This window comes from Micromonospora okii (genome assembly GCF_020884795.1).
GTDB lineage: Bacteria > Actinomycetota > Actinomycetes > Mycobacteriales > Micromonosporaceae > Micromonospora > Micromonospora okii.
The window spans coordinates 577,515-603,896 of the sequence record NZ_BBZF01000013.1; the positions used below are offsets into that span (position 1 = coordinate 577,515).

Consider the following 26,382-nt stretch of genomic DNA (forward strand, 5'->3'; position numbering starts at 1 on the left):
GGGCCATTCGGAGGCGACCGGTCGGCGGAAGTTCCGCGATTGACGTCGGGCTTCCGCCGACCGTTGTCGACGCGCGTCGAAGTAACGACCGCCGGGAATCAGCTTCCGTTACCTGTCGTCGGCGGGTTGGCCTTCACCCATTCGGCCATCGTGTCCTTGGTCATGGCCTGGTACATGCCCAGCGCCCGCTCCCGGTCGGAGACGACCACCGACTCACCGTCGATCGTGGCGCTGCCGCTGTTCGGGCTGGTGACGAAGATCAGGTTCTCCCCGCGCAGGCTGCGGAACTGCACCGCCATGTCGACCAGCGAGAAGCCCTCGTCCACGGTGACCGCGTCGGTGACCGACTTCAGGAAGGCGTTCAGCTTCCCCGGGTTTGCCAGGGTGCCGGTGCTGGCCGCCTTGTCCATCAGCGCCTTCAGGAACTCCTGCTGGTGGCGCATCCGGGCGAAGTCGCCGTCGGGGAACTGCTTGCGCTGCCGGATCCAGTCCAGCGCCTCGGTCCCGTTCATGTGCATGGTGCCCTTGGTGAACTTCCGGTACGGCTTGTGGATCGAGGTGACCGTGCGCTCCACCTTCAGGTCGACCCCGCCGAGGGCGTCGGTGACCTGCTTGAAGCCGGCGAAGTCGATCGCCATCACGTGGTCGAGGCGCACGTCGGTGAAGCACTCCACCGTCTTCACCGCCAGCGGCAGGCCGCCGAACGCGAACGCGCCGTTGATCTTCCCGCGCTGGCCCGTGCCGCACTCGGCCTGGGCGCTCTCGGGGATCGGCACGTACAGGTCGCGGGGGATGGAGACCAGGTAGGCGGACTTGTGGTCGGCCGGGATGTGCATGACGATGATCGTGTCCGCGCGCCACTCGCTCTGCTGGTCGACCGGGGCGTCCGGGTCCCGCGAGTCGCTGCCGACCAGCAGGATGTTCAGCGCCCCGTCGACCGCCTTGGCCGGGCGACCGCCCGTCAGCTCCGAGAACGGGTCCGTGCGGGCCAGGTCTTCGTTGAGGCTTCGGGTGTAGAACCACGCCCCGGCCCCGCCGAGCAGCGCGAGCACCAGCACCGCCACGCCGGCCACCGTCGCGATGCGGCCCCAGCGCGGGCGCGGACCGCCCCCGCCCGCCCGCCTGCCGGGGCCGGCCGGGCCGCCGGGGCCGCCCGGGTCGTCGAAGCCGCCGGCCGGGCGGGGGTCGTCCGAGGGACGCCGCTGGGCGCCGGGCACGCGGGCGCGCCCCGGGCCGCCCCGGTCGGGCCCGGGGGCCGAGGCGCGTCCGGAAATGCGACCCAGGTACGGGTGCGGGACACCGGCGGGAGTGGTCGCTGACATGTACCCGAGGGTACGTAGCCCCGTCGAGGGTCGCCCGGAACCGCAGGTCGGCCCGGGGGTCGTGGCGCGTGGCCGAGCTACCCTAGCCGCTCGCGGAAGTGCTCGATCGTGCGCCGCAGGCCCTCTTCGGGCGCGACGGAGGGCTCGTATCCCAGCAGCTCACGGGCCAGCGTGAGGTCCGGGCGGCGCATCTCCGGGTCGTCGGCGGCCCGGGTGACGTACGTCACCTGTGACGTGCTTTCGGAGAGTGACACGATCAACTCGGCGAGTTGCCGCATCGTCAGCTCGTGCTCGGTGCCGCAGTTGACCGGGCCGGTCTCGGTCGAGTCGAGCAGCAGCAGGATGCCGCGCACCAGGTCCGCGACGTAGCAGATCGAGCGGGTCTGGTTCCCCGTGCCGTGCACGGTGATCGGCTCCCCGCGCAGCGCCTGGGAGATGAACGTCGGGATGGCCCGGCCGTCGTCCGGCCGCATCCGCGGGCCGTACGTGTTGAAGATCCGCACGATCGCGGCGTCCAGCCCCCGGTACCGGTGGTACGCCATGGTGGCCGCCTCGGAGAACCGCTTCGCCTCGTCGTAGACGCTGCGCACGCCGATCGGGTTGACGTTGCCCCAGTACGTCTCGCGCTGCGGGTGCTCCTTCGGGTCCCCGTACGCCTCGGAGGTCGACGCCATCAGGAAGCGCGCCCCGTCGGCGACCGCGCGGTCCAGCAGGTGCAGGGTGGCCACCGACCCGACCCGGAGGATCTCCACGGGCAGCGTGGCGAAGTCGGTGGGGCTGGCCGGGGAGGCCATGTGCAGGATCGCGTCGAACCGCTCGGCCAGGGCCGGGTGATGGGTCGGCAGCCCGTCCGAGATGTCCGCCTCGACCAGCGTGAAGGTGGGCTTCTCCAGCAGGTGGGCGACGTTGTCCTTCGAGCCGGTGACGAAGTTGTCCAGCGCCACCACCGTGCAGCCACGGGCGACGAGGGCGTCCACCAGGTGCGACGGGACGAAGCCGGCGCCGCCGGTGACGAGGACGCGGTGACCGGGACCGAAGCGCGGAGCAACCTTCATGCCGCCAGCCTAACGTGTAAGGAAGGGCCCCCTGTTAACGCAAAACGTTGTACAGGGGGCCCTTCCAAACAGTTGGCCCGCGTGAGGCAGGGCGGGCCGGGCGGCCCGGCTCAGTGCGCGCCGGCGCCGGTGAGCGCGCGCACCTCCAGCTCGGCGTACTTCTCCTCGTCGTGCTCCTTGGAGATGACCGTGCCGATCCACCCGCACAGGAACCCGAACGGGATGGAGAGGATGCCCGGGTTGGACAGCGGGAACCACTGCCAGTCGTGGTCCGGGAACATCGAGGTCGGCGCGCCGGAGACCACCGGCGAGAAGAAGACCAGCAGCACGGCCGAGAGCAGCCCGCCGTAGATCGCCCAGACCGCGCCGGAGGTGTTGAACCGCTTCCAGAACAGGCTGTAGAGAATCGCCGGCAGGTTCCCCGAGGCGGCCACCGCGAAGGCGAGCGCCACGAGGAAGGCCACGTTCAGGCTCTGCGCGTAGATCGACAGGGCGATCGAGACCGCGCCGATGACGAGGGCCGACACCCGGGCCACCCGGACCTCCTGGCGCTCCGACGCCTGGCCGTTCTTGATGACGTTGGCGTAGAAATCGTGCGCCAGGCTGGACGACGAGGCCAGCGTGAGCCCGGCGACCACGGCCAGGATGGTGGCGAACGCGACGGCCGCGATGATCGCCAGCAGGGTCGCCCCGCCGAGGTCGCCGCCGAGGAACTCGATGCCGAGGGCCTCGGCGAGCTGCGGCGCGGCCGTGTTCCCGGCCTTGTCCTGGGCCACGATGTCCTTGCTGCCCACCAGTGCCGCCGCGCCGAAGCCCAGGGCGAGGGTGAGCAGGTAGAACGCGCCGATGATGCCGATCGCCCAGAGCACGCTCTTGCGGGCCGCCTTGGCGGTCGGCACGGTGTAGAAGCGGATCAGGATGTGCGGCAGGCCGGCCGTGCCGAGCACCAGCGCGATGCCGAGGGAGAGCAGGTCGACCTTGTTGTAGAAGGTCTGGGTGGCGTTCCCGGCCACCTCCACGCCGTACCGCAGGCCCGGTTCGAGGAAGGCGTCGCCCTTGCCGGAGGAGGCGGCGGCGTCGCCGAGCAGCTCCGACAGGTTGAAGTTGTACTTGGCGAGCACCAGCAGGGTCATCACCAACGCGCCGGACATCAGCAGGAACGCCTTGACGATCTGGACGTACGTGGTGCCCTTCATGCCGCCCACGGTGACGTAGACGATCATCAGGGCGCCGACCATGATGATCGTGGCGACCTTCGCGGTGTCGGCGTCCATGCCGAGGAACGTGGTGCCCGGCCGGATGCCCAGCAGCAGCGCCACCAGCGCGCCCGCGCCGACCATCTGGGCCAGCAGGTAGAAGATCGACACGGTGATGGTGGAGACCGCCGCCGCCGTGCGGACGGGCCGCTGGCGCATCCGGAACGCCAGCACGTCCGCCATCGTGTACCGGCCCGAGTTGCGCAGCAGTTCGGCGACGAGCAGCAGCGCCACCAGCCAGGCGACCAGGAAGCCGATCGAGTAGAGGAAGCCGTCGTAGCCGTACAGCGCGATGATGCCGGCGATGCCGAGGAACGACGCCGCCGACATGTAGTCGCCGCCGATCGCCATGCCGTTCTGGAAGCCGGAGAAGGACCGGCCGCCCGCGTAGAAGTCGGTGGCGGTCTTGGTCTGCCGGCTGGCCCAGACGGTGATGGCCAGCGTCACCGCCACGAAGACCAGGAACAGCGTGATGGTGAGGTTGCGGGCGGTGCCGCCGCCCGCCTCAGCCGCGAGGACCGTGTTCATGGGTCACCTCCCCGATCTCGGCGCGGATCCGGTCGGCGACGGGGTCGAGCCTCCGGTCGGCGAACCGCGAGTACAGCCAGGCGATGAGGAACGTCGAGACGAACTGGAGCAGCCCGAAGACCAGGGCCACGTTGATGTTGCTGCCGAACAGCTTCGTGCCCATGAAGTCCCGCGCGTACGCGGAGAGGATCACGTAGAGCGCGTACCAGAGGAAGAACGCGACGGTCATCGGGAAGACGAAGCCGCGCAGCGCGCGGCGCAGCCCGGCGAACTCGTCCGACCGCTGGACGGCGAGGTACCGGTCCGTCGTCGGCGCGGCCGGCGTCGGCGTCTCGGCCGGGGGTGTGTCCGGCGTGGGTGTGTCCGTGGACATCTGTGGATCACCACCTTCACAGGCGTGGGGGAGTTTCGCGCACGGTAGGAACCGCGCCCCCCGCCCGGGAAGGCATCCATCGACCTCGGTCATCCACTGCGCCGAACGGTCGCCTGCCTGCGCCGAGTGACCCAGGTCACTCCGGTGACCGGCCGCCGCCCGGAAGCCCCTGGTGGACGCGCGGCGGCCGTCCCGGCCTACCGCGCGGCATCGTCCCGCGCCTACCGTGCGGCATCGTCCCGCGCCTACCGTGCGGCATCGTCCCGCGCCTACCGTGCGGCATCGTCTCGAACCCATCCGTGCGCCGGCCGTCCCGGCTCGCTGCGCGCCGGCCGCTCAGCCCAGCTCGTGGTACCGGCCCCGGTAGTGCAGCAGGGGCGCGGTCTCCTCGGTCAGGGTGACGGCCTCGATGGTGGCCTCGACGAGCAGCGCCCAGCCGTACTCGCGGGCGGAGTCGAGGCGGCAGCCGGCCCAGCCGCCCGCGTCGGCGGGGACCGGGCCGTACCCGGTGTCCGTCCAGGAGCCGGTGGCGAAGAGGCCGCCCGGCGACGGGAAGAGGCCGGCGAACCGGTCGGCGAGCTGCCGGTGCGGCGGGCCCAGCGGCGTGACGGCGAACCGCCCGGCCTCCTCGACCGCCGCCCACAGGTCCGACTCCGGGTCGACGAGCCCGAGCAGCCGGTCCGGCTCGCCCTCGGCGACCAGCGTGGAGGACACCGTCAGCCCGGCGGGCCCCGGCGCGGTCCAGAGCGTGACCGGCGCGGCTAGCCGGCCGCGCAGGCGGCGGGCCGGGGACTTCTGCCCGGACGGTACGGCGAACGGGTCGGTGCGGTGGATCTCGACGCCCGGCTGATGATTCACGTGAAACATTGTGCCGCCCCCGCCGGGGTCCGGCCCGGGATCGGCTCAGGCGTCGGCGGCGAGAGGGCCGGGGCGAGGGGGCAGCGGTAGCTCAGGCGTCAGCGGCGAGGGAGCGCCGGGCGGCGGCCAGGACCTCGGGGTCGGCGCAGCCGGCGGCGTACCCGGCGATCCGGCGGCGGATGTCGCGGCCCAGCAGCCACGTCCCGATCCGGTCGGCGACCGGGCGGAGGAAGGTCGGCCGGCAGCGGAAGTGGTACCGCCAGGTGGCGACGGTCGTTTCCGGCTCCTTGCCGGGCGCGAACCGCCAGCCGCCCGCGAACATCTCGAAGAACCACGGGCCCCGCACCATCTTCATCCCGACGTGGCTGGGCGGCGCGAAGGAGACGTACTCGCTGATCATGGCCAGGCCGTGCCGCGACCGGGTGAAGGTCCGCACCCCCTTGCCCGCGCGGGTCGCGCCGTCGGTGAAGTGCTGCTCGCGGACGAACGGGTCCCAGCGGTAGCGCACTGGCGCGACGGTCTGCGAGACGGCGAAGGCCAGCTCGGGGGGCACAGGAACGGTGATCACCGCTTCGACGACGGGCACCGCCCCAGTGTGCCGCCGCCCGCCAACCTCCGCCGGGCGGCGGCCGTCAACCTCCGCCGGGCGGTGCCCACCAACGTCCGCCGGGCGGTGCCCGCCAACCTCCGCCGGGCGGTGCCCGCCAACTCCGCCGGGCGGCGGCCGGCGGGGATGCGCGCGCCTCCTATCGTGCCGGTATGTCCCCCGTGACGCCGCAGCAGCTCGCGCAGACCCGTCTCGTCCCCGCCGACGCGGTGCTCCGCAACGAGGTGGACTTCCGCGGCTACCCCTACCACCACCTGGCGATCGTCGGCCGCCCGCGCTTCACCGGCAGCGGCGTCACCGAGCTCCTGGAGGCCGTCGAGTACCTCTCGTACTACGGCTGGGACCTGGTCAACGTCACCCCGGGCGGCAGCGGTCAACTGCTCTACGCGTTCCTGCGCCGCCGCCCGGCGAGCAGCCCGCCCGGTCGCCCCGTCGGCGGCGCGGGCTGACGGCCGCGAGAGGAGGTGAGACCCCTCAGCGACGCGGCGTGACGGCCGTCAGCAGCTCCGGGGTCCGCCGGTCGAGCACGTCCCCCGCCAGGTACGCGCCGAGCAGCGCCGCCCCGAGCCCGTACGCGAGGCCGAACGGCAGCGCCAGCCAGAGCCACGCGTCGCCGAGCAGCGCCGCCGCGATCACCATCGGCAGGGCGGCGACCGCCGAGGCGATCATCGACAGCAGGGTGAGGAAGCCCTTCGCGACCCCGGCCCCCGTGTTCATCGCGAACGGGTTGCTCGTCTCCGGCAGCGAGTACGCCCCGAGCACCGAGACGAACGCGTTGATCGCCAGCCCCGCCCCGTACGAGGCGAGCAGGGCGCCGGCCATCACCCCCAGCCAGGCCGGCCGGCCCAGCACGACGCCCAGCACGATCGCGACGACGGCCAGCATCGGCACCACGTACACGGAGAACGCGGCCATCCGAGCGCGCAGCTCCAGCCGCCCCGGCACCCCGGCGACCACGTTCGCCGCGTACGCGCTGCCGTCGAAGCCGAACTGGTTGGCCAGGGTGATCGAGGCGAGCACCCCGACGAAGACCAGCGAGACGCTGACCAGCACCGGGGACGAGCCGACGGTGGACAGGTCCAGCCCGCTGTCGGACGGGAGGTTCGTCCCGCCCACGTTGACCATCAACGGCACGAAGAGACCGATCACCGCGATCGTGATGAGGTTGGCCCGCCGCCGGGCGTCCCGCCACCAGTAGCGGCACTCGCGGGCCATCAGCGCGCCGAACCGGCCCCGTCGGGCCCAGCCCAGCGCCCCGGGGAAGAGCTGCGTGACCGCGCCGCCGACCGGGCCGCCACGCTGCTTGGCCGGGCCGGAGCTGGCCGCGCCGACCATCGCCGACTCCAGGGAGCGGGACCACCACCACAGCAGCGCGCCGATGGTCGCCGCCGTGACCAGCAACTTCACCGGTACGGCCCAGGCCCGCCCCTCGGCCACGTCCACGCCCATGGTCCACGGCGCGCCGAACGGCGTCCAGCCGACGACCCGGGCCACCCCGGTCAGCCGGGTCCAGTCGGCGTCCTGGAGGGCGGCCATGACCGCGATCTGTAGCGGGCCGAACAGCGCGGCGGCCACCGCGAGCAGCACGGCCGCCAGGTCGCGTACCCGCCGGGACCGCAGCATGGTGGCGAACGCGCTGGTCATCGCCCGACTGGCCGCCACGCAGACCAGCATCCCGGCGACCACCCCGACGGCCGCGACCAGCGCCGCCGCCGGGCCGCCGAGCGCACCGGCGGTGAGCACCAGCCCGCCCGTCGCGACCAGCGCGGCCACCGCCGGGACGCTGACCAGCGCGGCGGCGAACAGCCCGGTGACCAGGGTGCGGCGGGACAGCGGCAGCAGCGCGAACCGGGCCGGGTCGAGCGTCTCGTCCACGCCGAAGAAGACCAGCGGCAGCAGCAGCCAGCCGAGCACGAGCAGGCCCCCGCCGAACGCGGAGACCATCAGCGCGTACGTGGGCTCGCCCGCCAGCCCGGGGGCCGCGAGCAGGAAGAACCCCAGCACGGCGAACCACAGCCCGGCGATCACCCCGCCGACGAACATCGCGATCCGCCAGCCCTGGCCGCGGAAGTTGTTCCCCATCACCCGCAGCTTCAGCTTCACGAAGTGCCGGGCGGAGACCGGCCGGACCCGGTCGGCGTCTGTGGTCGGGGACGCGGGGACCTCGGGCGCGGTCACCGGGACAGCCACGCCAGCTCCTCGCCCGTGGCGGTGCGCCCGCCGACGACCTCGACGAAGACGTCCTCCAGCGAGCGCTCCCCGCGCACCTCGGTCAGGGTGCCGACCCGCTTGATCGTCCCGTCGGCGAGGATCGCCACGTGCGAGCAGAGCCGCTCCACGACCTCCATGACGTGGCTGGAGAAGACCACCGTGCCGCCGCCGACGACGTACCGGTGCAGGATGTCGCGGATCAGCGCCGCCGACACCGGGTCGACCGCCTCGAACGGCTCGTCGAGCACCAGCAGCCGGGGGCCGTGCAGCAGGGCGCAGGCCAGGCCGATCTTCTTCTTCATGCCGGCGGAGTAGTCCACCACCAGGGTCCGGCCGGCGTCGCCGAGGGCGAGCACGTCGAGCAGCTCCGCCGCCCGCTGGTCGACCACCGCCGGGTCCATGCCGCGCAGCAGACCGTGGTACGCCAGCAGCTCCGCGCCGTTGAGCCGGTCGAACAGCCGCACGCCGTCGGGCATGACGCCGAGGAGCTGCTTCGCGCGCACCGGGTCGGCCCACACGTCGTGCCCGAGCACCCACGCCCCACCCGCGTCGGGGCGGAGCAGCCCGACCGCCATGGACAGGGTGGTGGTCTTGCCGGCGCCGTTGGGGCCGAGCAGCCCGTAGAAGGAGCCGGCCGGGACGTCGAGGTCGACGCCGGCGACCGCCACCTTGCCGTCGAACCGCTTGGCGAGGCCACGCAGCGCGAGCGCGGGCTGCTCATGAGTCATGTTGCGACCGTATCCGCCCGCAGCCGGGGACCGCTCCCGCCACGGGACGACCGCCTCTCATCCTCGGGCAGGAGAAGCCCCACCCGCCCCGCCGTTTCGGGCACGGCCGTGAGAAGGGGACCCTTCTCTACCGTATGCGTTAAGAAGGGGCCCTTCCTTCGGAGCGGAGCGCCTCCGGGGAGTGCAGCCGGAGCATGATGCCCGCGACCTCGGCCGGCAGCCGCCGCCGGGACGCCGCCGACACCGCGACCATGACCGTGAAGGCGAGCGGGACCGTCCAGGCCGCCGGCTGGGTGGTCAGCGTCGCCGGCCAGCCGGACAGCGGCGGGCCGACCACCGTGACCAGCACCGCGACCACCGCCGCGCCGCCGCCGACCAGCACCCCGGCGGCGGCCCCCACGTCGGTGAGCCCCCGCCACCAGATGCCGAGCACCAGCAGCGGGCAGAAGCTGGACGCGGCCACCGCGAACGCCAGGCCGACCACCTGGGAGACGTCGAGGCCCGAGACGTTCAGCGCGAGCACCGTCGGCACCCCGCCCGCGATGACCGTGGCCAGCCTGAACCCGCGCACCGAGCCGCGCCCCAGCACGTCCGTGGAGATCACCCCGGCCACGCTGGTGAGCAGCCCCGACGAGGTCGACAGGAACGCCGCGAACGCCCCGGCCGCGACCAGCGCGGCGAGCAGCCGGCCGGTCGTGCCGTCGCCGAGCGCCGCACCGGGCAGCAGCACCACCACCGCGTCGGTCTGCCCGGTGACCAGCAGGTGCGGGGCGTAGATCCGGCCCAGCACCCCGTACAGGGTGGGAAGCAGGTAGAAGACGCCGACCAGGGCCAGCACCACCAGGGTGGTGCGCCGGGCCGCCGCCCCGTCCGGGTTGGTGTAGAACCGCACGAGCACGTGCGGCAACCCCATCGTGCCCAGGAAGGTGGCCAGGATCAGCGAGTACGTGGCGAACAGCCCCCGCTCGGCGTCCCCGGTCGTGCTCGGCAGCAGCCAGTCGGCGGGGTCGGCGGCCGTGCCGGAGACCTGCGGCACCGGGTCGCCGGCGGCGAAGTCGAGGCGGTCGCCGGGGCGTACCTCGCGGGTGTCGCCGTCGGGGAGGGTGAGGGTCGCGCGGTGCTCGACCACGACGGTGGTCGCGGCGCGGAACGCCGGGCCGTCGGGCGGCGTCACCGCGGGGCGGCCGTCGGCCTGCCACTGCAACATCAGGAAGATCGCCGGTACGGCGAGCGCGGTCAGCTTCAGCCAGTACTGGAACGCCTGGACGAAGGTGATGGCCCGCATCCCGCCCAGCGCCACGTTCGCGGTGACCACCACCGCCACCAGCACCGCCCCGAGCGGGTACGCCGAGCCGGTCAGCGTGGCCAGCGTCAGCCCCGCCCCCTGGAGCTGCGGCACCAGGTACAGCCAGCCGATGAAGATCACGAACGCCGTGGCCAGGGCGCGCAGCCGGCGCGAGCCGAGCCGCAGCTCGCAGAAGTCCGGCAGGGTGAACGCCCCGGAGCGACGCAGCGGCGCGGCCACGAAGAGCAGCAGGGCGAGGTAGCCCGCGGCGAAGCCCACCGGGTACCAGAGCACGTCCACGCCGTACTTGAGGATCAGCCCGGCCACGCCCAGGAAGCTCGCCGCCGACAGGTACTCCCCGCCGATCGCGGCGGCGTTCCAGGTCGGGCTGACCGAGCGGGAGGCCACCAGGAAATCGGAGGTGGTCCGGGCCAGCCGCAGCCCGTAGAAGCCGATCCCGACCGTGACCAGGGTGACCGCGACGATCGCGGGAACCACGTACCCGTTGCCCACCTCAGCGCTCCGGCCGCTGCACCAGGTCGGTGAAGTCCTGCTCGTTGCGCTCGGCCAGCCGCACGTACGCCCAGCCGACCGCGATCAGGAACGGGAACGAGGCCACCCCCAGCAGCAGCCACGGCAGGTTCACCCCGAACACGGTGACCCGGCCGACCGAGGGCGCGACCGCGAACAGCCAGGGCAGCCCGCCCAGGCCGATCAGCACCACCAGGCTCAGCCGCAGCGCCAGCGCGAGCTGCGCGCGCACCAGCCCCCGCACCAGCGCCTCCCCGACTCGGGTCTGCTGGGCCAGCTCGGCGCGGGTGCGGTCCGCGTCGGGGTCGCGGCGGGACACCTCGGCGAGCACGATCCGGGTCCGCCCCGCACCGGCCGGCCCCCCGCCGGCCGGTCCGGCCGGGGCCGGGGTCCGGGGCGCCGGTACGGGAGGATCGGCTGCGGCCACCCCGGCAGTCTCGCCCGATCGGCGGGATTGTCAAGGGCGGCCGTCCACCGGTCGAGGTGGCCGCCCGGCCTCACCAGTACCGCTGGCCGGGGCAGTCGCCGGCGGCGGTCCCGGTCTCCCCGGTCTCCTCGGTCGCACCGGCCGGCGTCGGGCCGAGCAGGCGGCGGGCCTCCGCCCGGCCCAGGTTGGCCGACATCAGGTCGTCGTCCGGCAGCTCGGCCGCGATGTCCCACAGCGCGCAGAGGCGCAGCGACTCGGGCAGCCGGTTCAGCGCCGGCACCGCATCGGCCGAGAGCCGGGACAGGTACTCCACGTCGATCACGCCGGTCTGCCGGTACCGGTCGACGTTGCGCTCGGCGATCAGCCGGTCGGGGTTGACGGCCGCCAGCCCGAGCAGGGCGAGCACCGCCGTGCCCACCACCAGCCGGGGCAGCCAGCCGACCCGCAGCCGGATCGCGGCCACCCCGACCAGCACGAAGAGCGCCCCGAGCCACAGTTCGGCGGTGGCCACCACCAGCCGCAGCCGGGTCACCCCGTACGCGTCGGCGTAGACCTGCATCCGGTACAGCGCCGAGGCGACCACGACCAGGCTGAGCGCGGTGAGCGTGCCGAGCAGCACCCGGATCAGCAGGCGGTCGGCGCGGGTGGCGCGGGGTGCCCAGCGGGCCGCTCCGGCGATCACGAGCAGGGTCAGCGCGGAGACCGCGAGGAGCTGCCAGAACCCGCCCCGGGCGTACTGGGCGTAGCTGAGGCCGGCGGTGCGCAGCACGTGGGCGGAGCCGCCGAACAGCACGGTGAGCTGCACCAGCACGAACGCGGCGAAGAGCGCGTCGAGCAGGGCCAGCGGCACCGCCCACTCCAGCCGTCGTACGGGCCGGGCCGGGCCGGCCCGCAGCCCGTCCAGGTCGGCCGGCGCGGTCACCAGGTACGCCCCGCCCAGCAGGCCGGCGCCGATCAGGGCGAAGCGGAACACCCAGCCGATCGTGCCCGTCAGCGACACCTCGGGCAGCAGGCTGCCGAGCAGGTCGGCGAAGATCGCGTCGGCCGACGAGAAGAGCAGCCCGAACACGAGCAGCAGCCCCACCGAGGCGGCGACGGTGGCGAGGGTCCGCCCGATCGCCGCCCCGTTGGAGCCGGACCGGGGTAGCCCGCGCGCCGCCCAGGGCAGCGCCCGGAACGGGGCCGCCGGGGTGAACGCGGCGGCGGCGAGCATACCGAGCGGCGTCCGCCCGCCCGCCACGGCGAGGACTCCGGTCACCATGGCCGCGAGCAGGCAGAGCACGAAGAGCCAGTCGGCCGCCCGGACGTACCCGACGGAGACGAGGGCGACGGTGGCGGCGGCCCAGACCAGCCGGCCCGGCGTCAGCGCCGTGACCCGCTCCGCCGCCCGCCCCGGCGCCCCCGTGGCGTCGGGACGGGCGGCTTTCTCCGGGGCCCCGGGCGCGCCCCCGCCCTCCGGCGGTTCCCGCCGTGCGACGGCCGCCGTGACGAGCGCGGCGGTGGCCGCTAGCGCCGCCACCAGCCAGCCGAGACCGGGCCGGCCGAGGGGCACGACGGACGCCGCGAGCGCGGCGGCGACGGCCACCGCGCCGAGCACCACCGGCCGGGCGGCCCCGGCCGGGCCCGGCCACCGCCGCTCCCACGGGAACGGCTGCCGGGGCGACAGCCCCGCAGGGACCGGCCGGCCCACTACCTGCCCGCCCGCTACCCACGCGCCCGCGACCTGCGCGCCCGTCTTCTGCGCGCCTGTGACCTGTCCGGCCGTGACCTGCCCGGCCGTGACCTGGGTGTCCGTGACCTGGGTGTCCGTGATCGGCGCGCCCGTCTTCTGGGCGGGCACCGCCGCCCCCGTTCCGGCCGGCGGTGGTGGGAGCTGTGCCCCCGGCCGCAGCGCGACCGGCCCTCCCGGCGGCGTGCCGCCCCCGTCGGTTCCGGCCTCGCGGGGGTTCTCTTCCGCCGGCTCATCGCTTTTATCGGGCACTGCAACTCCTTGGTCGACGCACGGACGTGGCCGGGCAGGGAACGGGGTCAGCTCGGGAGGTGGGGGAGGGAGACGCGGATGCGGCAGCCGGGATGGCCGGTGGCGGAGGAACGGGGGTCCAGGACGGCGATGGTGCCGCCGTGCAGTTCCACCACCCAGCGCGCGATGGCCAGGCCCAGCCCGGTGCCGCCGCCGCCAGACCGGTCGCCCCGGGTGAACCGCTCGAACACCCGGGACCGCTCGGCGAGCGGGATGCCCTCCCCCTCGTCGCTCACCTCCAGGTGCAGCTCGCCGTCCCGCTCCTCGGCGCGGACCAGCACGGTTCCGCCGGGCGGGCTGTGCCGGGCGGCGTTGTCCAGCAGGTTGGCGAAGACCTGGTGCAGCCGCGACGGGTCGGCGTGCACGGTCAGCGGGGCCGTCGGCGGGACGAGCCGGAAGCGGACGTCCCGCCCGACCCCGGTGGCGGTGGCCGCCGCGTGCTCCACCGCCTCGTCGAGGAAGTCCGCGAGGTCGATCCGCACCCGACGCAGCGGCACCACCCCGGCGTCCAGCCGGGACAGGTCGAGCAGGTCGCCGACGAGGTGCCCGAGCCGCTCGGTCTGGGCCAGCGCGGTCCGCAGCGCGGCCGGCTCGGTGGGCGCGACCCCGTCGACCAGGTTCTCCAGCACCGCCCGCAGCGCCGTGATCGGCGTACGCAGCTCGTGCGAGACGTTCGCGATCAGCTCGCGCCGCCGCTGGTCGGCCGCGGCGAGGTCGGTGGCCATCTTGTTGAACGCGTGGGCCAGCTCGCCCACCTCGTCCCGGGAGGTGGCGCGCACCCGCCGCGAGTAGTCGCCCCGGGCCATCGCCCCGGCCGCCGCCGTCATCTCGCGCAGCGGCGAGGTCATGCCGTGCGCGAGCACCTGCGAGGTGAACAGGGCCAGGCCGATCGCCGTCGCCGAGGTCATCGGCGGCAGCCAGCCGATGGCGTACCAGAAGTAGGAGAGGCCGGCCGCGCCCGAGGTGACCAGCAGGACGCCCAGCTTCACCTTGATCGAGCGGACCGGGTCGAGCGGGCGGGGCAGCACCCGGTTCAGCCAGGTCGCCAGGCGGTCGGTCACGGCTGCACCTCCAGGGCGTACCCGACGCCGTGCACGGTGCGGATCAGGTCCGCCCCGAGCTTGCGGCGCAGCGCCTTGACGTGGCTGTCGACCGTCCGCGTGCCGGAGCCGTCGGCCCACCCCCACACGTCGGCGAGCAGCCGCTCGCGGGGCAGCACCGCGCGCGGCCGGCCCGCGAGGTGCACCAGCAGGTCGAACTCGGTGGGGGTCAGGCGCACCTCGACGCCGTCGCGCCACACCCGGCGCTCGGCCTGGTTGATCTCCACGTCGCCGACGGTGAGCGCGGCGGGCGCTGCCGCCGCCGCCCGTTCGACCCGGCGCAGCAGCACGTGCACCCGGGCGGCCAGCTCCCGCATCGAGAACGGCTTGGTGAGGTAGTCGTCCGCGCCGACGGCCAGCCCGACGAGCAGGTCGGTCTCGTCGTCGCGGGCGGTGAGCATGAGGACCGGGACGGGCCGGTCGGCCTGGATGCGCCGGCACACCTCCAGGCCGTCGAAGCCGGGCAGCATCACGTCGAGCACGACGAGGTCGGGCTGGCACGCGCGGAACCGGGCCACCGCCGTCGGCCCGTCCCCGGCGATCTCCACGGCGAAGCCCTCGACCCGCAGCCGGGCGGCGACCGACTCGGCGATCGTCCGCTCGTCCTCGACCACCAGGATCCTGCGCTCCCTCATGGCAGGTGACTGTAGGCAGTGGCCGTGGAGATCGGTGGGGCGCGTTGTGAACAACCTGTGGAGAAACTCCACAGCCTGTGGATAACCCTGTGGGTAGGTCGATCGTTGTGCACCGACACCCGAGGTGTGAGGGTGGACGGGTGGAGAGGAGGGGTGACGGTGACCAGCCCTGCCAAGCCGGGCCACGGCGACGCCTGGACGGTCGACGACCTCCAGGAGCTGCCCGAGGACGGCCAGACGTACGAGATCTTCGACGGGAGCCTGCTCGTGTCCCCCCACGCGGACGTCTTCCACGGTGCGGTCGCCAACCGGCTCCGCCGGGCGCTGGACCGGCAGGCCCCACCGGGCCTGCTCGTCGGGCAGGACATCGGGGTCAGCGCCAAGCGCTCGTCGTACTTCGTCCCGGATCTCTTCGTAGCCCGGGAGAGCGCCCTCGACCGTGGGGGTCCCGCCCTCCCGCCGGCCGACGTGCTGCTGGTGGTCGAGGTGGTCTCCCCGAGCAACGCCGGGCGCGACCTCGTCCTCAAGCGGCACGAGTACGCCGTCGCGGGCATCCCGCTCTACTGGCTGGTCGAGCCGCGCAAACAGACCCTGACCGTGCTGGAGAACGTCGGCGGCGGCTACCGTGAGGCGGACGTCGTCCCCGTCGACGGCACCTACCGGGCCGACCGGCCGTTCCCGCTTGCGCTGTGCCTCGCCCACGTCTTCTGACCGGCCTCAGCGGCTCCAGTCCTGCTTCGCGGCGCGGACCAGCTTGTCCTTCAGCTCCCGGGTGTGCCGCCGGCTCACCGGCAGCTCCGTGGCGTCGACCACCACCACGTACCCGGAGTTGACCAGCCGCAGCTCGGCGATGAGCCGCAACTGCACCAGGTACGACCGGTGGATGCGGACGAACCCGGCGTCCGCCCAGCGCTCGGCGAGCGTGGCCAGCGACACCCGCACCAGGTGCGAGCCGTCGGCGGTGTGCAGGCGGGCGTAGTCGCCCTGCGCCTCCACCCAGCGCACCGCCGAGCGGGGCAGCATCCGGGTGCTGCCGGCCAGCTCGACCGGGATCGTCGGGTCCTCCTCGGCGCGGGCCAGGACCGCCGGGTGCGCCGGGACGACCCGGGAGCCGATCACCCGGCGCAGCGACTCGGCCAGCCGCTCCGCCCGCACCGGCTTGCGCACGTAGTCCGTCGCGCCCAGGTCGAAGGCGTCCGCCGCGCCGTCGTCGTACGCGGTGACGAAGACGATCGCCGGGGGCCGGGCGAAGCGGCGCAGCACCCGGGCCAGCTCCATGCCGTCCAGGCCGGGCATCCGGATGTCCAGGAAGACCACGTCCACGTCGCCGTCGCGGAGCACCCGCAGCGCCTCGGTGGCGTCCCCGGCCGTGTGCAGGCGGGCCACCCGGGGGTCGACCCGCAGGTGGTACGCCAACTCGTCCAGCGCCGGCGGCTCGTCGTCCACGGCGAGCACCCGCAGGAAGGCGCCGGTGGCCAGGCCGCCGGGGGTCGCGCCCTCGCTCACGAGCCGGCCCGTACGCCGGGGTGGAACTTCGGCACCCGCATGCTCACCTTCGTGCCCGAGCCGAGGCCCGTCTCCACGACCAGGCCGAACCGGTCCCCGAACGCCGAGCGGAGCCGCTCGTCGACGTTGGAGAGGCCGACGTGCTGGCCCGGGTCGTCGGCGGGGTCGCTGCCGGCGCCGGCCAGTTCGGCGATGCCGGCGGTCAGCGTGGTCGGGTCCATGCCCACTCCGTCGTCCTCCACGGTGATGTGGCACTCGGCGCCCGCGTCGCGGGCCTCGATGCTCACCATGCCGGTGCCGGGCTTGCGGGACAACCCGTGCCGTACGGCGTTCTCCACCAGCGGCTGGAGGCAGAGGAACGGCAGGGTCACCGGCAGCACCTCCGGGGCGATCTGCAGGCGCACCTGGAGGCGGTCGCCGAACCGGGCCCGCTCGATGGTCAGGTAGTGGTCGATCGAGCGCAGCTCCTCGGCGAGCGTGGTGAACTCGCCGTGCGCCCGGAACGAGTACCGGGTGAACTCGGCGAACTCCAGGATCAGCTCCCGGGCCCGCTCGGGGTCGGTGCGGACGAACGAGCCGATGGCCGTCAGCGCGTTGTAGATGAAGTGCGGGCTGATCTGGGCGCGCAGCGCGCGCACCTCGGCGCGGGCCAGCCGCTCCCGGGAGGCGTCCAGCTCGGCCAGGGCGAGCTGGTTGCCGGCCCAGTGCGCGGTCTCCAGGGTGGCCTGCACCAGCCCCGGCGCGGGCGGGCCGTCGGCGACCGCGACCAGCGCCCCGACCACCCGGTCGTCGGCGCGCAGCGGGGCGACCACCGCGCCCCGGACCGGGCAGTCCACCCGGTCGCAGCTCAGCTCCGACTCGCCCAGCACGGTCGACCGCCCGCCGGACACCGCCCGGCGGGCCGCCGCGACGAGCTGGTCGGCGTGGTGCGTGCCGCGCCCGTCGAGGGCGAGCAGCGCGTCCCGGTCCGTCAGGGCCAGCCCGGCCGCCCCGACCAGGGCCCGCAGGTGGCGTACGGCCTTCGCCGCGCCCGCCGCGCTCAGGCCGGCCCGCAGCGGCTCGGCGGCCAGCCCGGCGGTGTGCAGCACCTCGTAGGTGGCCCGCTGGGTGGCGGTGGCGATGCCCCGGCGGGCGCGCAGCCGGACCACCGCGTACAGGGCCGCGGCCAGCGCGGTCACCAGCGAGACCACGCCGACCACGGCGGAGACGTTGCCACCCACGCGGCGATCCTGCCGGGTGGGTGGGGCGCGGCGCTAGTACGCGCCCTTGCGGGCCAGCACCACGCCCACGGTGCGCCACAGGATGCTCAGGTCGTACGCGAGCGACCAGTTGTCGACGTAGTAGAGGTCGAGCCGGACCGCCTCGTCCCAGGAGAGGTCGGAGCGGCCGGAGACCTGCCACAGCCCGGTCATGCCCGGCCGGACCAGCAGCCGGCGGCGCACGTCGCCGAGGAAGTCGCCGTCGTCGGCGGGCAGCGGGCGCGGCCCGACCAGCGACATCTCACCCCAGAGCACGTTGATCAACTGGGGCAGCTCGTCCAGCGAGGAGGCCCGCAGGAAGCGGCCCACCGGAAAGACCCGGGGGTCCTCCTTCATCTTGAACAGCATGCCGTCGGTCTCGTTCTGGTCGACCAGGCTGGCCAGCCGGTCCTCCGCGTCGACGTACATGGTGCGGAACTTCCACACCCGGAAGGTGCGCCCCTCGTGGCCGACCCGGGGCTGGCGGAAGAAGACCGGACCGGGGTCGGAGAGCCGGATGGCGGCCCCGATGGCCAGGAAGACCGGGACGAGCAGCAGCAGGCCGAGGCCGGCGGCCACCCGGTCCATGAGGTTCTTCATCAGCAGCGCCGGGCCCGACAGGGTCGGCTCCTCGACGTGCAGCAGCGGCAGCCCCTCGATCGGGCGGATGTGCACCCGGGGGCCGGCGATGTCGGTGAGCTGCGGTGCGACGACCAGGTCGACGCCGGAGCCTTCGAGCAGCCAGGCCAGCCGGCGCAGCTCGCCCGGCTCGGAGCTGGCCGAGCCGCAGACCGCGATCGTGTCGCCGCCGACCTCCCGGACCAGCGCGAGGACGTCGCGGCCCGCGTACACCGGCACGGGGGTCTGGATGCCCCGGGCGGCGGCGTACCCGTCGGTGATGTGGATGGCCACCGGCACGAGGCCGGCGCCCGGGTTGCGGGTGACCGCCGTGTAGACCTCCAGGCACTCCGGCAGGGTGCCCACGAGCACCATCCGGTGCCCGGCCTGCCCGGCCCGGCGGCGGACGGCGTGCAGCGTGAACCGGGCGATCATCCGGCCCAGCAGGATCAGCAGCAGCGCCCCGAGCAGCGCGAAGCCGACCGTCCACCGGGAGAGCTGCGTCACGGTGGCGAAGGCGAGGAAGGAGACCGTCGCGGCGACCGCGACGCCGGCCCGGATCACCCGCTTGAACTCGTCCGGGCCCAGACCCAGGTACCGGCGGTCGTACGCCCGGTTGCCCCAGAGGATCACCACCCAGCCGAGCGGCAGCAGGCCGAAGGCGACCGTGTGGAACCAGGTGGGATTCTCCTTCACCCCGTAGAAGCCGGAGGCCGCCTGGTCGAAGATCTGGATGGCGAGGAAGCTGGCCAGCGCCGCCGCCGCGAAGTCGAGCAGCAGCAGGATGGTGGTGTACGGGCGGTGCCAGCGGGAGACCCGCCGACGGGCCCGCGCCCAGGCCGACCTGGGGACGCCGTTGTGTGTCGGCGGTGTCGGCGGCTGGATCTCGAAGCTGTCGACGTGCCGCACGTTATTGCTCCGGTATGTGTTGGTAACCGGGCGCTGGAGGCTTGTCGTCACCTCACCCATGTCCTCCCGCATGACGCGCGCCGCTCACTCGAAGTGAGGGCCCGGGTCGCCCACCGTTCAGTTTCCCACGCGGGGATCGCACCGGACGCAGACCCGAGAGACTTCGCGGCCGGCGTGCCGCCTGGGATCCGGCCGGCTCCACCTCAGGTGCGTAAGCCGGGGACCGGGCCACTATACCGATGGATGGTGGGCCCGGTAGAGGCGCGGACCGGGAGGATCGGCGCTCCGGCGGCGATTCCGCTCCGTAACGACCTGTGGCGTCACTCACCGTACCAATCGTGACAACCGTCGGTCAGCTAGCGGCTTGCCGCCGGTCTGACAGGTCGGGCAGTACTGGAGGCTGGAGTCGGCGAACGACACCTCGCGGATCGCGTCGCCGCAGGTCGGGCAGGGCAGACCCGTCCGGGCGTGCACCGCGAGCCCCGAACGCTTCTCGCCCTTCAACTCCGCCGCCTTCTGTCCCAGTGACCGGGAAACGGCGTCGCCCAGCACCCGGCGGGTCGCCTCGTGCAGGGCTGCGATCTGATCGTCGGAGAGCCGGTCGGTGAGCGCGAACGGCGACAGCCTCGCCGCGTGCAGGATCTCGTCCGAGTACGCGTTCCCCACCCCGGCCAGCACCGCCTGGTCGGTCAGTACCCCCTTGACCTGCCCTCGCCGACTGCGGAGGCGCTCGGCGAAGGTGGCCGCGTCGACGGCGAGCGCGTCCGGCCCCAGCTTCGCCACCCCGGGCACCTCGGCCGGGTCCGCCACCAGGTACGCGGCCAGCTTCTTCTGGGTGCCCGCCTCGGTCAGGTCGAAGCCCGAGCCGTCGTCGAGCCGGACCCGCAGGGCGATCGGCCCCTTCGCCGGGCGCAACGGGACGGCGGAGGGGAACGACTCCCGGTAGTGCAGCCAGCCCGCCCGGGCCAGGTGCACCACCAGGTGCAGGTCGTCCCCGAGCAGCACGTCGAGGAACTTGCCGTGCCGCCGGGCGTCGGTCACCACGCGGCCCGACGCGGCGGCGGGCGGCGGGTCGTACGTCTTCAGGGCGCTGATCGCGGCCACCTCGACCCGGTCGACACGCCGTCCGACGGCGCGCTCCCGCAGGTAGCCGGCGAGCGCTTCCACCTCGGGAAGTTCGGGCATCAACCAACGGTAGCCTTTCGAACCGTGAGCGCGAGGAATGAGCTTGCGAGTCCCGCAGTCGCGAACGAAAGGGCAGCACTGTGAGAATCGTGGTGGCGCACAACCGGTACCGGGAAGCCCAGCCCTCCGGCGAGAACACGATCGTCGACGCGGAGATCGCCCAGCTCTCGGCGGCCGGGGTCGAGGTGCTGCCGTTCCTTCGCAGCTCCGACGAGATCCCGAGCATGCCGAAGTCCGCCAAGGCGCTGCTGCCCGTCTCGCCGATCTACGCCCCGCGCGCCCAGCAGGAGCTGAGCCGGCTGATCACCGAGCACCGGCCGGACGTGCTGCACCTGCACAACCCGTACCCGCTGCTCTCGCCCTGGGTGGTGCGGACCGCGCACAAGCACGGCGTGCCGGTGGTGCAGACGGTCCACAACTACCGGCAGGTCTGCTCCTCGGGGCTGTACTTCCGCGACGGCGTCATCTGCCAGGACTGCCGGGGCAGGGCGCTGGGCGTGCCGGCGATCGTGCACCGCTGCTACCGGGGGTCGCGGGTGCAGAGCGCGCTGATGGCCACCACGCTCGCCGTGCACCGCCCCACCTGGAAGTCCGTGGACCGCTTCATCGCCCTGACCAGCGCCGTCGCCGACCACCTGCGCGACTACGGGGTGCCGGACGACCGGATCGTGGTCAAGCCCAACGGCATCCCCGACCCGGGCACGCCCGCCCCGCTCGGCGACGGCTTCCTCTACATGGCCCGGCTCTCCCCCGAGAAGGGGCTGGGCCTGTTGCTGGACGCCTGGCGGCGGCACCCCGACGGCTCGCTCGGCCCGCTGCGCATCGCCGGGGACGGCGAACTGCGCCACCTGGCCGAGGCCGCCGCCGCCGAGCGCGCCGACGTGACGTACCTCGGGCCGCTGGACCGCGCCGGGGTGCGCGCGGCGGTCGAGGCCAGCGCGGTGATCATCGCAGCCTCTACCTGGCACGACGTGCTGCCGACGGTGATCCTGGAGGCGATGGCGAGCGGGCGGCCGGTGCTCGGCACCGCGCTCGGCGGCATTCCGTACCTGGTCGGCGCGGACGCCCCCCGCGAGCCCGCCGGCACCGGCCCGGCCGCCGTCGCCACCGCTGTGCCCGGGGTCGGCCCCGTCCCGCTGCCGCACGGGGTGCAGGCGGGCGAGGCGGGCTGGGTGGTGGCCCCGGAGCCGGCGGCGATGGCCGCCGCGCTGCCGGTGGCGCGGGCGGGTGCGGCGGGGGTGGCCCCGGCGGCCCGGGCGCGGTACGAGCGCACGTTCCATCCGGACGTGGTCACGAAGCGCCTGATCGACGTGTACGCCTCGCTCGGCTGACCGGCCCGCGCCCGCGAGCCCCTGAAAAGGGAATCGTGGAGCTTCTTGTAGGTACAATGATGGCGTTGTCGGCACAAGGGAGGCGTGGTGTGAGCACCGTGTCCGTGCGCGAGTTCTCCTACAATCCCAGCGCGATGTTCGCCCGAGTGGAGCGCGGCGAGACGATCGAGGTGACGAGGCACGGCAGCGTGATCGCCGTGCTGTTGCCGGGTTCGGGGACGCTCGGCAGATACTCGTCCCTGGTAGCCAAAGGCGTGATCCGCCTCAAGGCGACCACGACGAGCGACATCGACCGGCTACCCCGTTACGACGTACCGCCTGATGTGTCGCCCCTCGATCTGCTGCTGGCTGAGCGCGAGGACGATGAGCGGTGATCTACCTCGACTCGTCCGCCTTGATTACGCTGCTCTCCGGACGCACCTACGCCACCGAGCTGCGGGATTTCCTGGAAGACCGGGCTGGTGTGCCGATGGCGGTCAGCTCCGTGGGATTCGTCGAGACGGTGCGCACCCTCGACCGGATCGGCGACTATCCGGACGCCATGCAGATGTTGGCCCGGAACTTCACCGAGATCCTGTTGACCGAGGAAGTCCGGGACTTGGCGGCGGCTCTCCCTGCCGGCATCCGGACGTTGGACGCGCTGCACGTGGCGAGCGCCCAGGTTATCGGTGACGCGCTCGACGTGCTGGTCACGTACGACAAGCGGATGGCGGACATCGCTGCCTCGGTGGGCTTGCCGGTCGTGGCTCCTGGGACCGACTAGCGCCCCGACCAGGCAGGATGGCCGACGCGACGTCGGTGTCCAGGACTACCAGGCTCACGCGGCGCCGGCCCGTCGGGAGGCGTACAGGTCGGCGAGGAAGTCGTCCAGCTCGTCGTCGGACTCGAACAGGTCCGGCCGGGCGAGGTCGTCAACGGAGGCGACTGGCCGGACACCCTGACGACGAACCAGATCCCCAGCCGACACGTGCTCGGCGGTCGGCCACTCAGGCAACTGTTCGGTGCTCGACGTCACGGCCTACCTCCGGCCTCTCAAATCGCCGTCGATTCTCGCATCTCTGACGGCGAGACACCCGCACGTCATGGCCAGCCACCAGGGATTCGCGCTCACCGTGCCGAGTGCGTTCAATGATCTTGATCGACCGGGCAGGTGGTCGGCTCAATCGACCAGGTCAAGGTCAACTGAGCCGACCGGACTCAGTCGTCGCCTATGCCACTTCGCTCACTGGGACGGCGGTGTCCTTGACGGAGCGGAGGATCGCGACCATGCGATCGACGTCGGCGGACGGGAACATCGCGTCCGGGTCTGGCGCGATGTCACTGAAGGGGGACTCGTAGAGCCGAGCGGGCTCCATGACGCCGTTCCGGGTCAGCTCAGTGATCATCATGTTGATGAAGCTGATCTGGTTGGCCGTGAGGGTGCGGCCGACCAGGAACTCGCTGAACGCCTCGTTCACAGCCTCCCGCTCGAGCCCGACCAGCGAGCGGACGAAGAGCCCGAGGCCCTCGGACGAGCGGCGCGCCCGGTCGATGTCCTCGGTGCTGCCACCGCTGGCCGCGAGCATCCGTTCCAGCTCGTCGAGGTCGGTGGGGGAGAGCTGCTTGTTGCGGCGCAGCTTCTGCAAGGCCAGGTGGTCCTCGTGGGCGCGCAGGTACGCCCGAGCCTTGTCGAGGAACCGGCCGAAGTCCGTGCCGATCCTGCTGTTGTTCAGCGAGACGGCCGAGATCTCCCCCAGCTCGTCGGCGAAGTCGGTGTAGACGATCTCCCGCCTGGACCGCGAGATCAACCTCGCCAATCCGCGCAGACGGCGGCGCATCAGCTCCAGCATCGGCAGGGTCACGTCCTGCCACCACTCGTCACCGGCCACCTCGTCGAGGAGCTGCTGCTGCTCGCGGATCGCCGGGATGCTGGTTTGCTCCAGCAGCGCCGAGGCGATTTCCTGCACCTGCCCCCGCAGTCGCTTGTAGTCGGGCACCACGTCGAACTGGCCGAGCTGGAGGCGCAGCACCATCAGGTCGAAGCGCTTGGCCGCCTCGTCGTCGTCCTTCACGGCGGTGGGAAGGTCTGAGAGGTTGTCGCCGATCTCGTCCACCGCTTCGCGGCTGAGTCGGTGCCAGCGCGTGAAGTCGAGGTAGTACTCCACCAGGCGCCGCTTGGGGCGTACGACGAAGTTGTCCGGGTGGATCTCCTTTACCCGGGCGTGGAGGTCCCGGGCGAGTTCCCAGCGCAGGCCCGTCTCGCTCTCCGTCCCGTCGGCCTCGGTCCCCGGGCCGACGTCGGTGGGGAGACGCTGGTCGAGGCGGTAGATCAGGTCGAGCCGGGCCTTGAACAGCCGCTTGGACAGCGGCTCACCCAGCCTCCCCTCCACCTGCTCCGGGTTCTGGTTGAAGTACTCGAAGTTCCGGCAGACGTCGAAGACGAAGAAGTCCTTCTTGTCCTGCCCGGGGCCGTAGAGGTCCTTGCAGAGTCGGGTGCCTCGGCCGATCATCTGGAGGAACTTCGACTTCGAGCGAACGATCTTGAAGAAGACCAGGTTGACGACCTCGGGCACGTCGATGCCGGTGTCGAGCATGTCCACCGAGATCGCGATGTGCGGGGCCTTATCCTTGTCCGAGAACGCGTCGATGAGGCTCTGCGCATACTTTGTCCGGTGGGTGATGACCCGGGCCAGGTGACCGCGGTGCTCCGGGTATGCGTCGTCGAACCGCGCCTGGATGAACTCCGCGTGCTTCTCGTTCGCGGCGAAGATGATCGTCTTACCGATCCGGTCACCGCCGGCCACCCGGTGACCGAGGGTCATCAACGCCTCCAGGACCTTGTCCACGGTGGCGGCGTTGAACACCCGCCGGTTGATCTCGGCCGCCTCGACGCCGTCCGGCGGCCCGTCGTCACCCCAGTCGAGCGAGTCCCATTCGTCCTTCTCCTCCTCGCTGAGGTCGTCATAGCGGAGGCCGTCACGCATGATCCTCGGCGTCGCGGAGATCGCACGCAGCGGGACGAGGTAATGGTCCTTCACCGCCTCGTCAAGGTCGTAGTGGTCGGTTGGGACGCCGTCCTCGAGGTGGAACAGGCTGTAGGTGTTGCGGTCGATCTCGTTGCGCGGGGTCGCGGTGAGCCCGACCAGGAGGCTGTCGAACCAGGAGAAGATCGACCGATACTTCTGGTACACCGACCGGTGCGCCTCGTCGATGACGACCAAGTCGAAGTAGCCCGGCCCGAAGCGCCGCCCACCGCTCGCGGTCTCGTTGATCAGGCCCATCATGGTCGGGTACGTCGAGACGTACACCCGACCCTCGACGTCCTTCTCGGTGACCAGGTTGACCGTGGCCGCCTCGGGCAGGTGCGCCTTGAACGCGTTGACCGCCTGGTTGACCAGCGCGGTGCGGTCGGCAAGGAAGAGCACCCGCTTGACCCAGTTGGCCCGCATCAGCACGTCGACCAGGGCGATCACGGTACGGGTCTTGCCGGCGCCGGTGGCCATCACCACGAGCGCCTGGCGCTGCCGGTCCCGCTCGAACGCCTCGCCGATCTTCAGAATCGCCCGGCGCTGGTAGTGCCGCTCGACGATCTCGGTCTTGATGTCTACGTCTCCGAGCGGCCGGCGGATGGCGCGACGCTGGACGAGGAGCTGAAGCTCGTCCTTGGTGTAGAAGCCCTGCACCGGGCGGGGCGGGTAGGCGGTGTCGTCCCAGAGCCAGGTGTCGTAGCCGTTGGTGTAGAAGATGACCGGCCGTTGGCCGTACCGCTGCTCCAGGCAGTCGACGTAGAGCTTGGCCTGCTGCTGGCCGATGATGGGGTCCCGCCGGGCGCGCTTGGCCTCGACCACGGCGAGTGGCTTGCCGTCGTCACCCCACAGGACGTAGTCGACGCTGCCGGTGCCCGTCTTGTTGGGCATGCCGGTGACCGGGCACTCGCGGGTCGCCCTGAACTCGCGGTCGTCCGGCCCGTCGAGCCGCCAGCCGGCCTCGGCCAGCAGGATGTCGATGAAGAGGTCGCGGGTCTGCGCCTCGTCGTAGTCATGGTCGTCGGGCCGGGCCAGGTTGGCGGCCTTCGCGTCGGCGATCTCGGCGCGCAGCTTCGCCAACTCAGCGTCGAGGGTGGCGGAGCGCTCCCGTTCGGCGGCCAGCGCAGCGTCCCGGGCGGCAAGCTGCTCAGCAATCGCCTTCAGCTCGGCCTGGCTCTGCTGCCGCACCTCGGAGGGGACCGATCGGGGAATCAGGTTCCGGTCGAAGGCGAGGGCGCTCGCCGGAACCTGCTCCTGGTCGCGGGTGTAGTGCCGGGCAATCCAGTACGTTACGTGGAACAGCTCGCGGAGGACGGCTTCCGATTCCTCTTTCGTCACCGGCCTCCGCTCGTGCACGGCTCGATTGCCCTGCTTGCGGATGACGTTCATCTTCGCCTGGAGGTCGGTGCCCACCAGGTTGCGCAGCGTCGGCTCGTGGATCTTCGCGGAGAGGTCCGTCTTGTACGGCCTGGCGAGTGTCGCGTCGGCGTCGAAGAGCCAGCCGAGCGCGAGTTCCAGGGTGCGCCGGGCGTAGAAACACGAGCCCCGCGGGTCGGCGACGGCAAGTCGCTCGGCCCGCAGGGCCTCGTCAAGCAGGTCGGGCCACTCGGCCCGCAGGAACGCAAAGTTGCTCATCGACGTCTACCCCCCACAG

Annotated in this window: 24 protein-coding genes; 5 read left to right on the forward strand and 19 right to left on the reverse strand. The window is 72.7% G+C overall.

Translation table 11 applies throughout. From position 1 onward, the window contains the following. Positions 1-98: 98 nt before the first annotated feature. The 6 genes from LPU43_RS05755 to LPU43_RS05780 form a co-directional block, all read right to left on the reverse strand. Entirely contained in the window at positions 99-1,322 is a 1,224-nt protein-coding gene (locus tag LPU43_RS05755) for an LCP family protein (protein ID WP_229399163.1), read from the reverse strand. Positions 1,323-1,399: 77 nt separating this feature from the next. Next, the gene (locus tag LPU43_RS05760; protein ID WP_229399164.1) at positions 1,400-2,377 is read right to left on the reverse strand and encodes an NAD-dependent epimerase/dehydratase family protein; all 978 of its coding nucleotides are present in this window, start codon (positions 2,375-2,377) and stop codon (positions 1,400-1,402) included. A 110-nt stretch (positions 2,378-2,487) separates the two neighbouring features. Beyond that, positions 2,488-4,161 carry a monocarboxylic acid transporter gene (locus LPU43_RS05765; protein WP_229399165.1) on the reverse strand — a complete coding sequence of 558 codons (1,674 nt, stop codon included), beginning with the start codon at positions 4,159-4,161 and terminating at the stop codon, positions 2,488-2,490. Continuing rightward, positions 4,139-4,534 carry a DUF485 domain-containing protein gene (locus tag LPU43_RS05770; protein ID WP_229399166.1) on the reverse strand — a complete coding sequence of 132 codons (396 nt, stop codon included), beginning with the start codon at positions 4,532-4,534 and terminating at the stop codon, positions 4,139-4,141. Before LPU43_RS05770 ends, LPU43_RS05765 begins: the two co-directional genes overlap by 23 nt. Positions 4,535-4,870: 336 nt before the next feature. Further along, complete coding sequence (locus tag LPU43_RS05775) at positions 4,871-5,401, reverse strand: flavin reductase family protein (protein WP_229399167.1); 531 nt, start codon at positions 5,399-5,401, stop codon at positions 4,871-4,873. An 82-nt stretch (positions 5,402-5,483) separates the two neighbouring features. Beyond that, positions 5,484-5,978 (reverse strand): SRPBCC family protein, encoded by a 495-nt coding sequence (locus LPU43_RS05780; protein WP_229399168.1) that lies wholly within the window; start codon positions 5,976-5,978, stop codon positions 5,484-5,486. Positions 5,979-6,151: 173 nt separating this feature from the next. On the opposite strand from LPU43_RS05780, the gene LPU43_RS05785 reads away from it, so the two are divergent. Beyond that, positions 6,152-6,448, forward strand: a complete 297-nt coding sequence (locus LPU43_RS05785) for a hypothetical protein (RefSeq protein WP_229399169.1) — start codon at positions 6,152-6,154, stop codon at positions 6,446-6,448. A 25-nt stretch (positions 6,449-6,473) separates the two neighbouring features. Here LPU43_RS05785 and LPU43_RS05790 read toward each other — a convergent pair whose 3' ends face one another. From LPU43_RS05790 to LPU43_RS05820, 7 genes are all read right to left on the reverse strand, one after another. After that, positions 6,474-8,189, reverse strand: coding sequence for an ABC transporter permease (locus tag LPU43_RS05790; RefSeq protein ID WP_373321654.1), 1,716 nt, complete (start codon positions 8,187-8,189; stop codon positions 6,474-6,476). Further along, complete coding sequence (locus tag LPU43_RS05795; protein WP_229399170.1) at positions 8,174-8,938, reverse strand: ABC transporter ATP-binding protein; 765 nt, start codon at positions 8,936-8,938, stop codon at positions 8,174-8,176. Before LPU43_RS05795 ends, LPU43_RS05790 begins: the two co-directional genes overlap by 16 nt. A gap of 139 nt (positions 8,939-9,077) precedes the next feature. Next, on the reverse strand, positions 9,078-10,736 hold the full coding sequence (locus LPU43_RS05800; protein WP_229399171.1) for a sodium/solute symporter: 1,659 nt from the start codon (positions 10,734-10,736) through the stop codon (positions 9,078-9,080). Between the two features lies 1 nt (position 10,737). Continuing rightward, positions 10,738-11,088, reverse strand: coding sequence for a DUF485 domain-containing protein (locus LPU43_RS05805; protein WP_229399340.1), 351 nt, complete (start codon positions 11,086-11,088; stop codon positions 10,738-10,740). Between the two features lie 163 nt (positions 11,089-11,251). After that, positions 11,252-13,162 carry a DUF4153 domain-containing protein gene (locus LPU43_RS05810; RefSeq protein ID WP_229399172.1) on the reverse strand — a complete coding sequence of 637 codons (1,911 nt, stop codon included), beginning with the start codon at positions 13,160-13,162 and terminating at the stop codon, positions 11,252-11,254. 47 nt (positions 13,163-13,209) lie between these two features. Continuing rightward, entirely contained in the window at positions 13,210-14,262 is a 1,053-nt protein-coding gene (locus tag LPU43_RS05815; RefSeq protein ID WP_229399173.1) for a HAMP domain-containing sensor histidine kinase, read from the reverse strand. After that, positions 14,259-14,936, reverse strand: coding sequence for a response regulator transcription factor (locus tag LPU43_RS05820; protein WP_229399174.1), 678 nt, complete (start codon positions 14,934-14,936; stop codon positions 14,259-14,261). Before LPU43_RS05820 ends, LPU43_RS05815 begins: the two co-directional genes overlap by 4 nt. A 159-nt stretch (positions 14,937-15,095) precedes the next feature. On the opposite strand from LPU43_RS05820, the gene LPU43_RS05825 reads away from it, so the two are divergent. Then, positions 15,096-15,647, forward strand: coding sequence for a Uma2 family endonuclease (locus LPU43_RS05825; RefSeq protein WP_229399175.1), 552 nt, complete (start codon positions 15,096-15,098; stop codon positions 15,645-15,647). Positions 15,648-15,653: 6 nt separating this feature from the next. Here the strand turns inward: LPU43_RS05825 and LPU43_RS05830 are convergent, their stop codons facing one another. The 4 genes from LPU43_RS05830 to LPU43_RS05845 all read right to left on the reverse strand — a co-directional run bounded on the left by LPU43_RS05830 (position 15,654) and on the right by LPU43_RS05845 (position 20,392). Further along, complete coding sequence (locus LPU43_RS05830) at positions 15,654-16,415, reverse strand: LytR/AlgR family response regulator transcription factor (protein WP_229399341.1); 762 nt, start codon at positions 16,413-16,415, stop codon at positions 15,654-15,656. 23 nt (positions 16,416-16,438) lie between these two features. Beyond that, positions 16,439-17,662: a sensor histidine kinase gene (locus LPU43_RS05835; RefSeq protein WP_229399176.1), complete on the reverse strand. Its 1,224-nt coding sequence runs from the start codon at positions 17,660-17,662 to the stop codon at positions 16,439-16,441. A 33-nt stretch (positions 17,663-17,695) separates the two neighbouring features. Continuing rightward, positions 17,696-19,267 carry a sugar transferase gene (locus tag LPU43_RS05840; RefSeq protein ID WP_229399342.1) on the reverse strand — a complete coding sequence of 524 codons (1,572 nt, stop codon included), beginning with the start codon at positions 19,265-19,267 and terminating at the stop codon, positions 17,696-17,698. A 264-nt stretch (positions 19,268-19,531) separates the two neighbouring features. Continuing rightward, positions 19,532-20,392 carry an Fpg/Nei family DNA glycosylase gene (locus tag LPU43_RS05845; protein WP_229399177.1) on the reverse strand — a complete coding sequence of 287 codons (861 nt, stop codon included), beginning with the start codon at positions 20,390-20,392 and terminating at the stop codon, positions 19,532-19,534. 80 nt (positions 20,393-20,472) lie between these two features. Here LPU43_RS05845 and LPU43_RS05850 point away from each other — a divergent pair, with 80 nt between their 5' ends. The 3 genes from LPU43_RS05850 to LPU43_RS05860 all read left to right on the forward strand — a co-directional run bounded on the left by LPU43_RS05850 (position 20,473) and on the right by LPU43_RS05860 (position 22,486). After that, entirely contained in the window at positions 20,473-21,723 is a 1,251-nt protein-coding gene (locus tag LPU43_RS05850; RefSeq protein ID WP_229399178.1) for a glycosyltransferase, read from the forward strand. 89 nt (positions 21,724-21,812) lie between these two features. After that, complete coding sequence (locus LPU43_RS05855; RefSeq protein ID WP_229399179.1) at positions 21,813-22,097, forward strand: type II toxin-antitoxin system Phd/YefM family antitoxin; 285 nt, start codon at positions 21,813-21,815, stop codon at positions 22,095-22,097. Beyond that, positions 22,094-22,486: a type II toxin-antitoxin system VapC family toxin gene (locus LPU43_RS05860; RefSeq protein WP_229399180.1), complete on the forward strand. Its 393-nt coding sequence runs from the start codon at positions 22,094-22,096 to the stop codon at positions 22,484-22,486. Before LPU43_RS05855 ends, LPU43_RS05860 begins: the two co-directional genes overlap by 4 nt. 54 nt (positions 22,487-22,540) lie before the next feature. Here the strand turns inward: LPU43_RS05860 and LPU43_RS05865 are convergent, their stop codons facing one another. Both LPU43_RS05865 and LPU43_RS05870 read right to left on the reverse strand, forming a co-directional pair. Further along, entirely contained in the window at positions 22,541-22,738 is a 198-nt protein-coding gene (locus LPU43_RS05865; RefSeq protein WP_229399181.1) for a hypothetical protein, read from the reverse strand. A 193-nt stretch (positions 22,739-22,931) separates the two neighbouring features. Continuing rightward, on the reverse strand, positions 22,932-26,363 hold the full coding sequence (locus tag LPU43_RS05870; RefSeq protein WP_229399182.1) for a DEAD/DEAH box helicase family protein: 3,432 nt from the start codon (positions 26,361-26,363) through the stop codon (positions 22,932-22,934). Positions 26,364-26,382 lie beyond the last annotated feature (19 nt).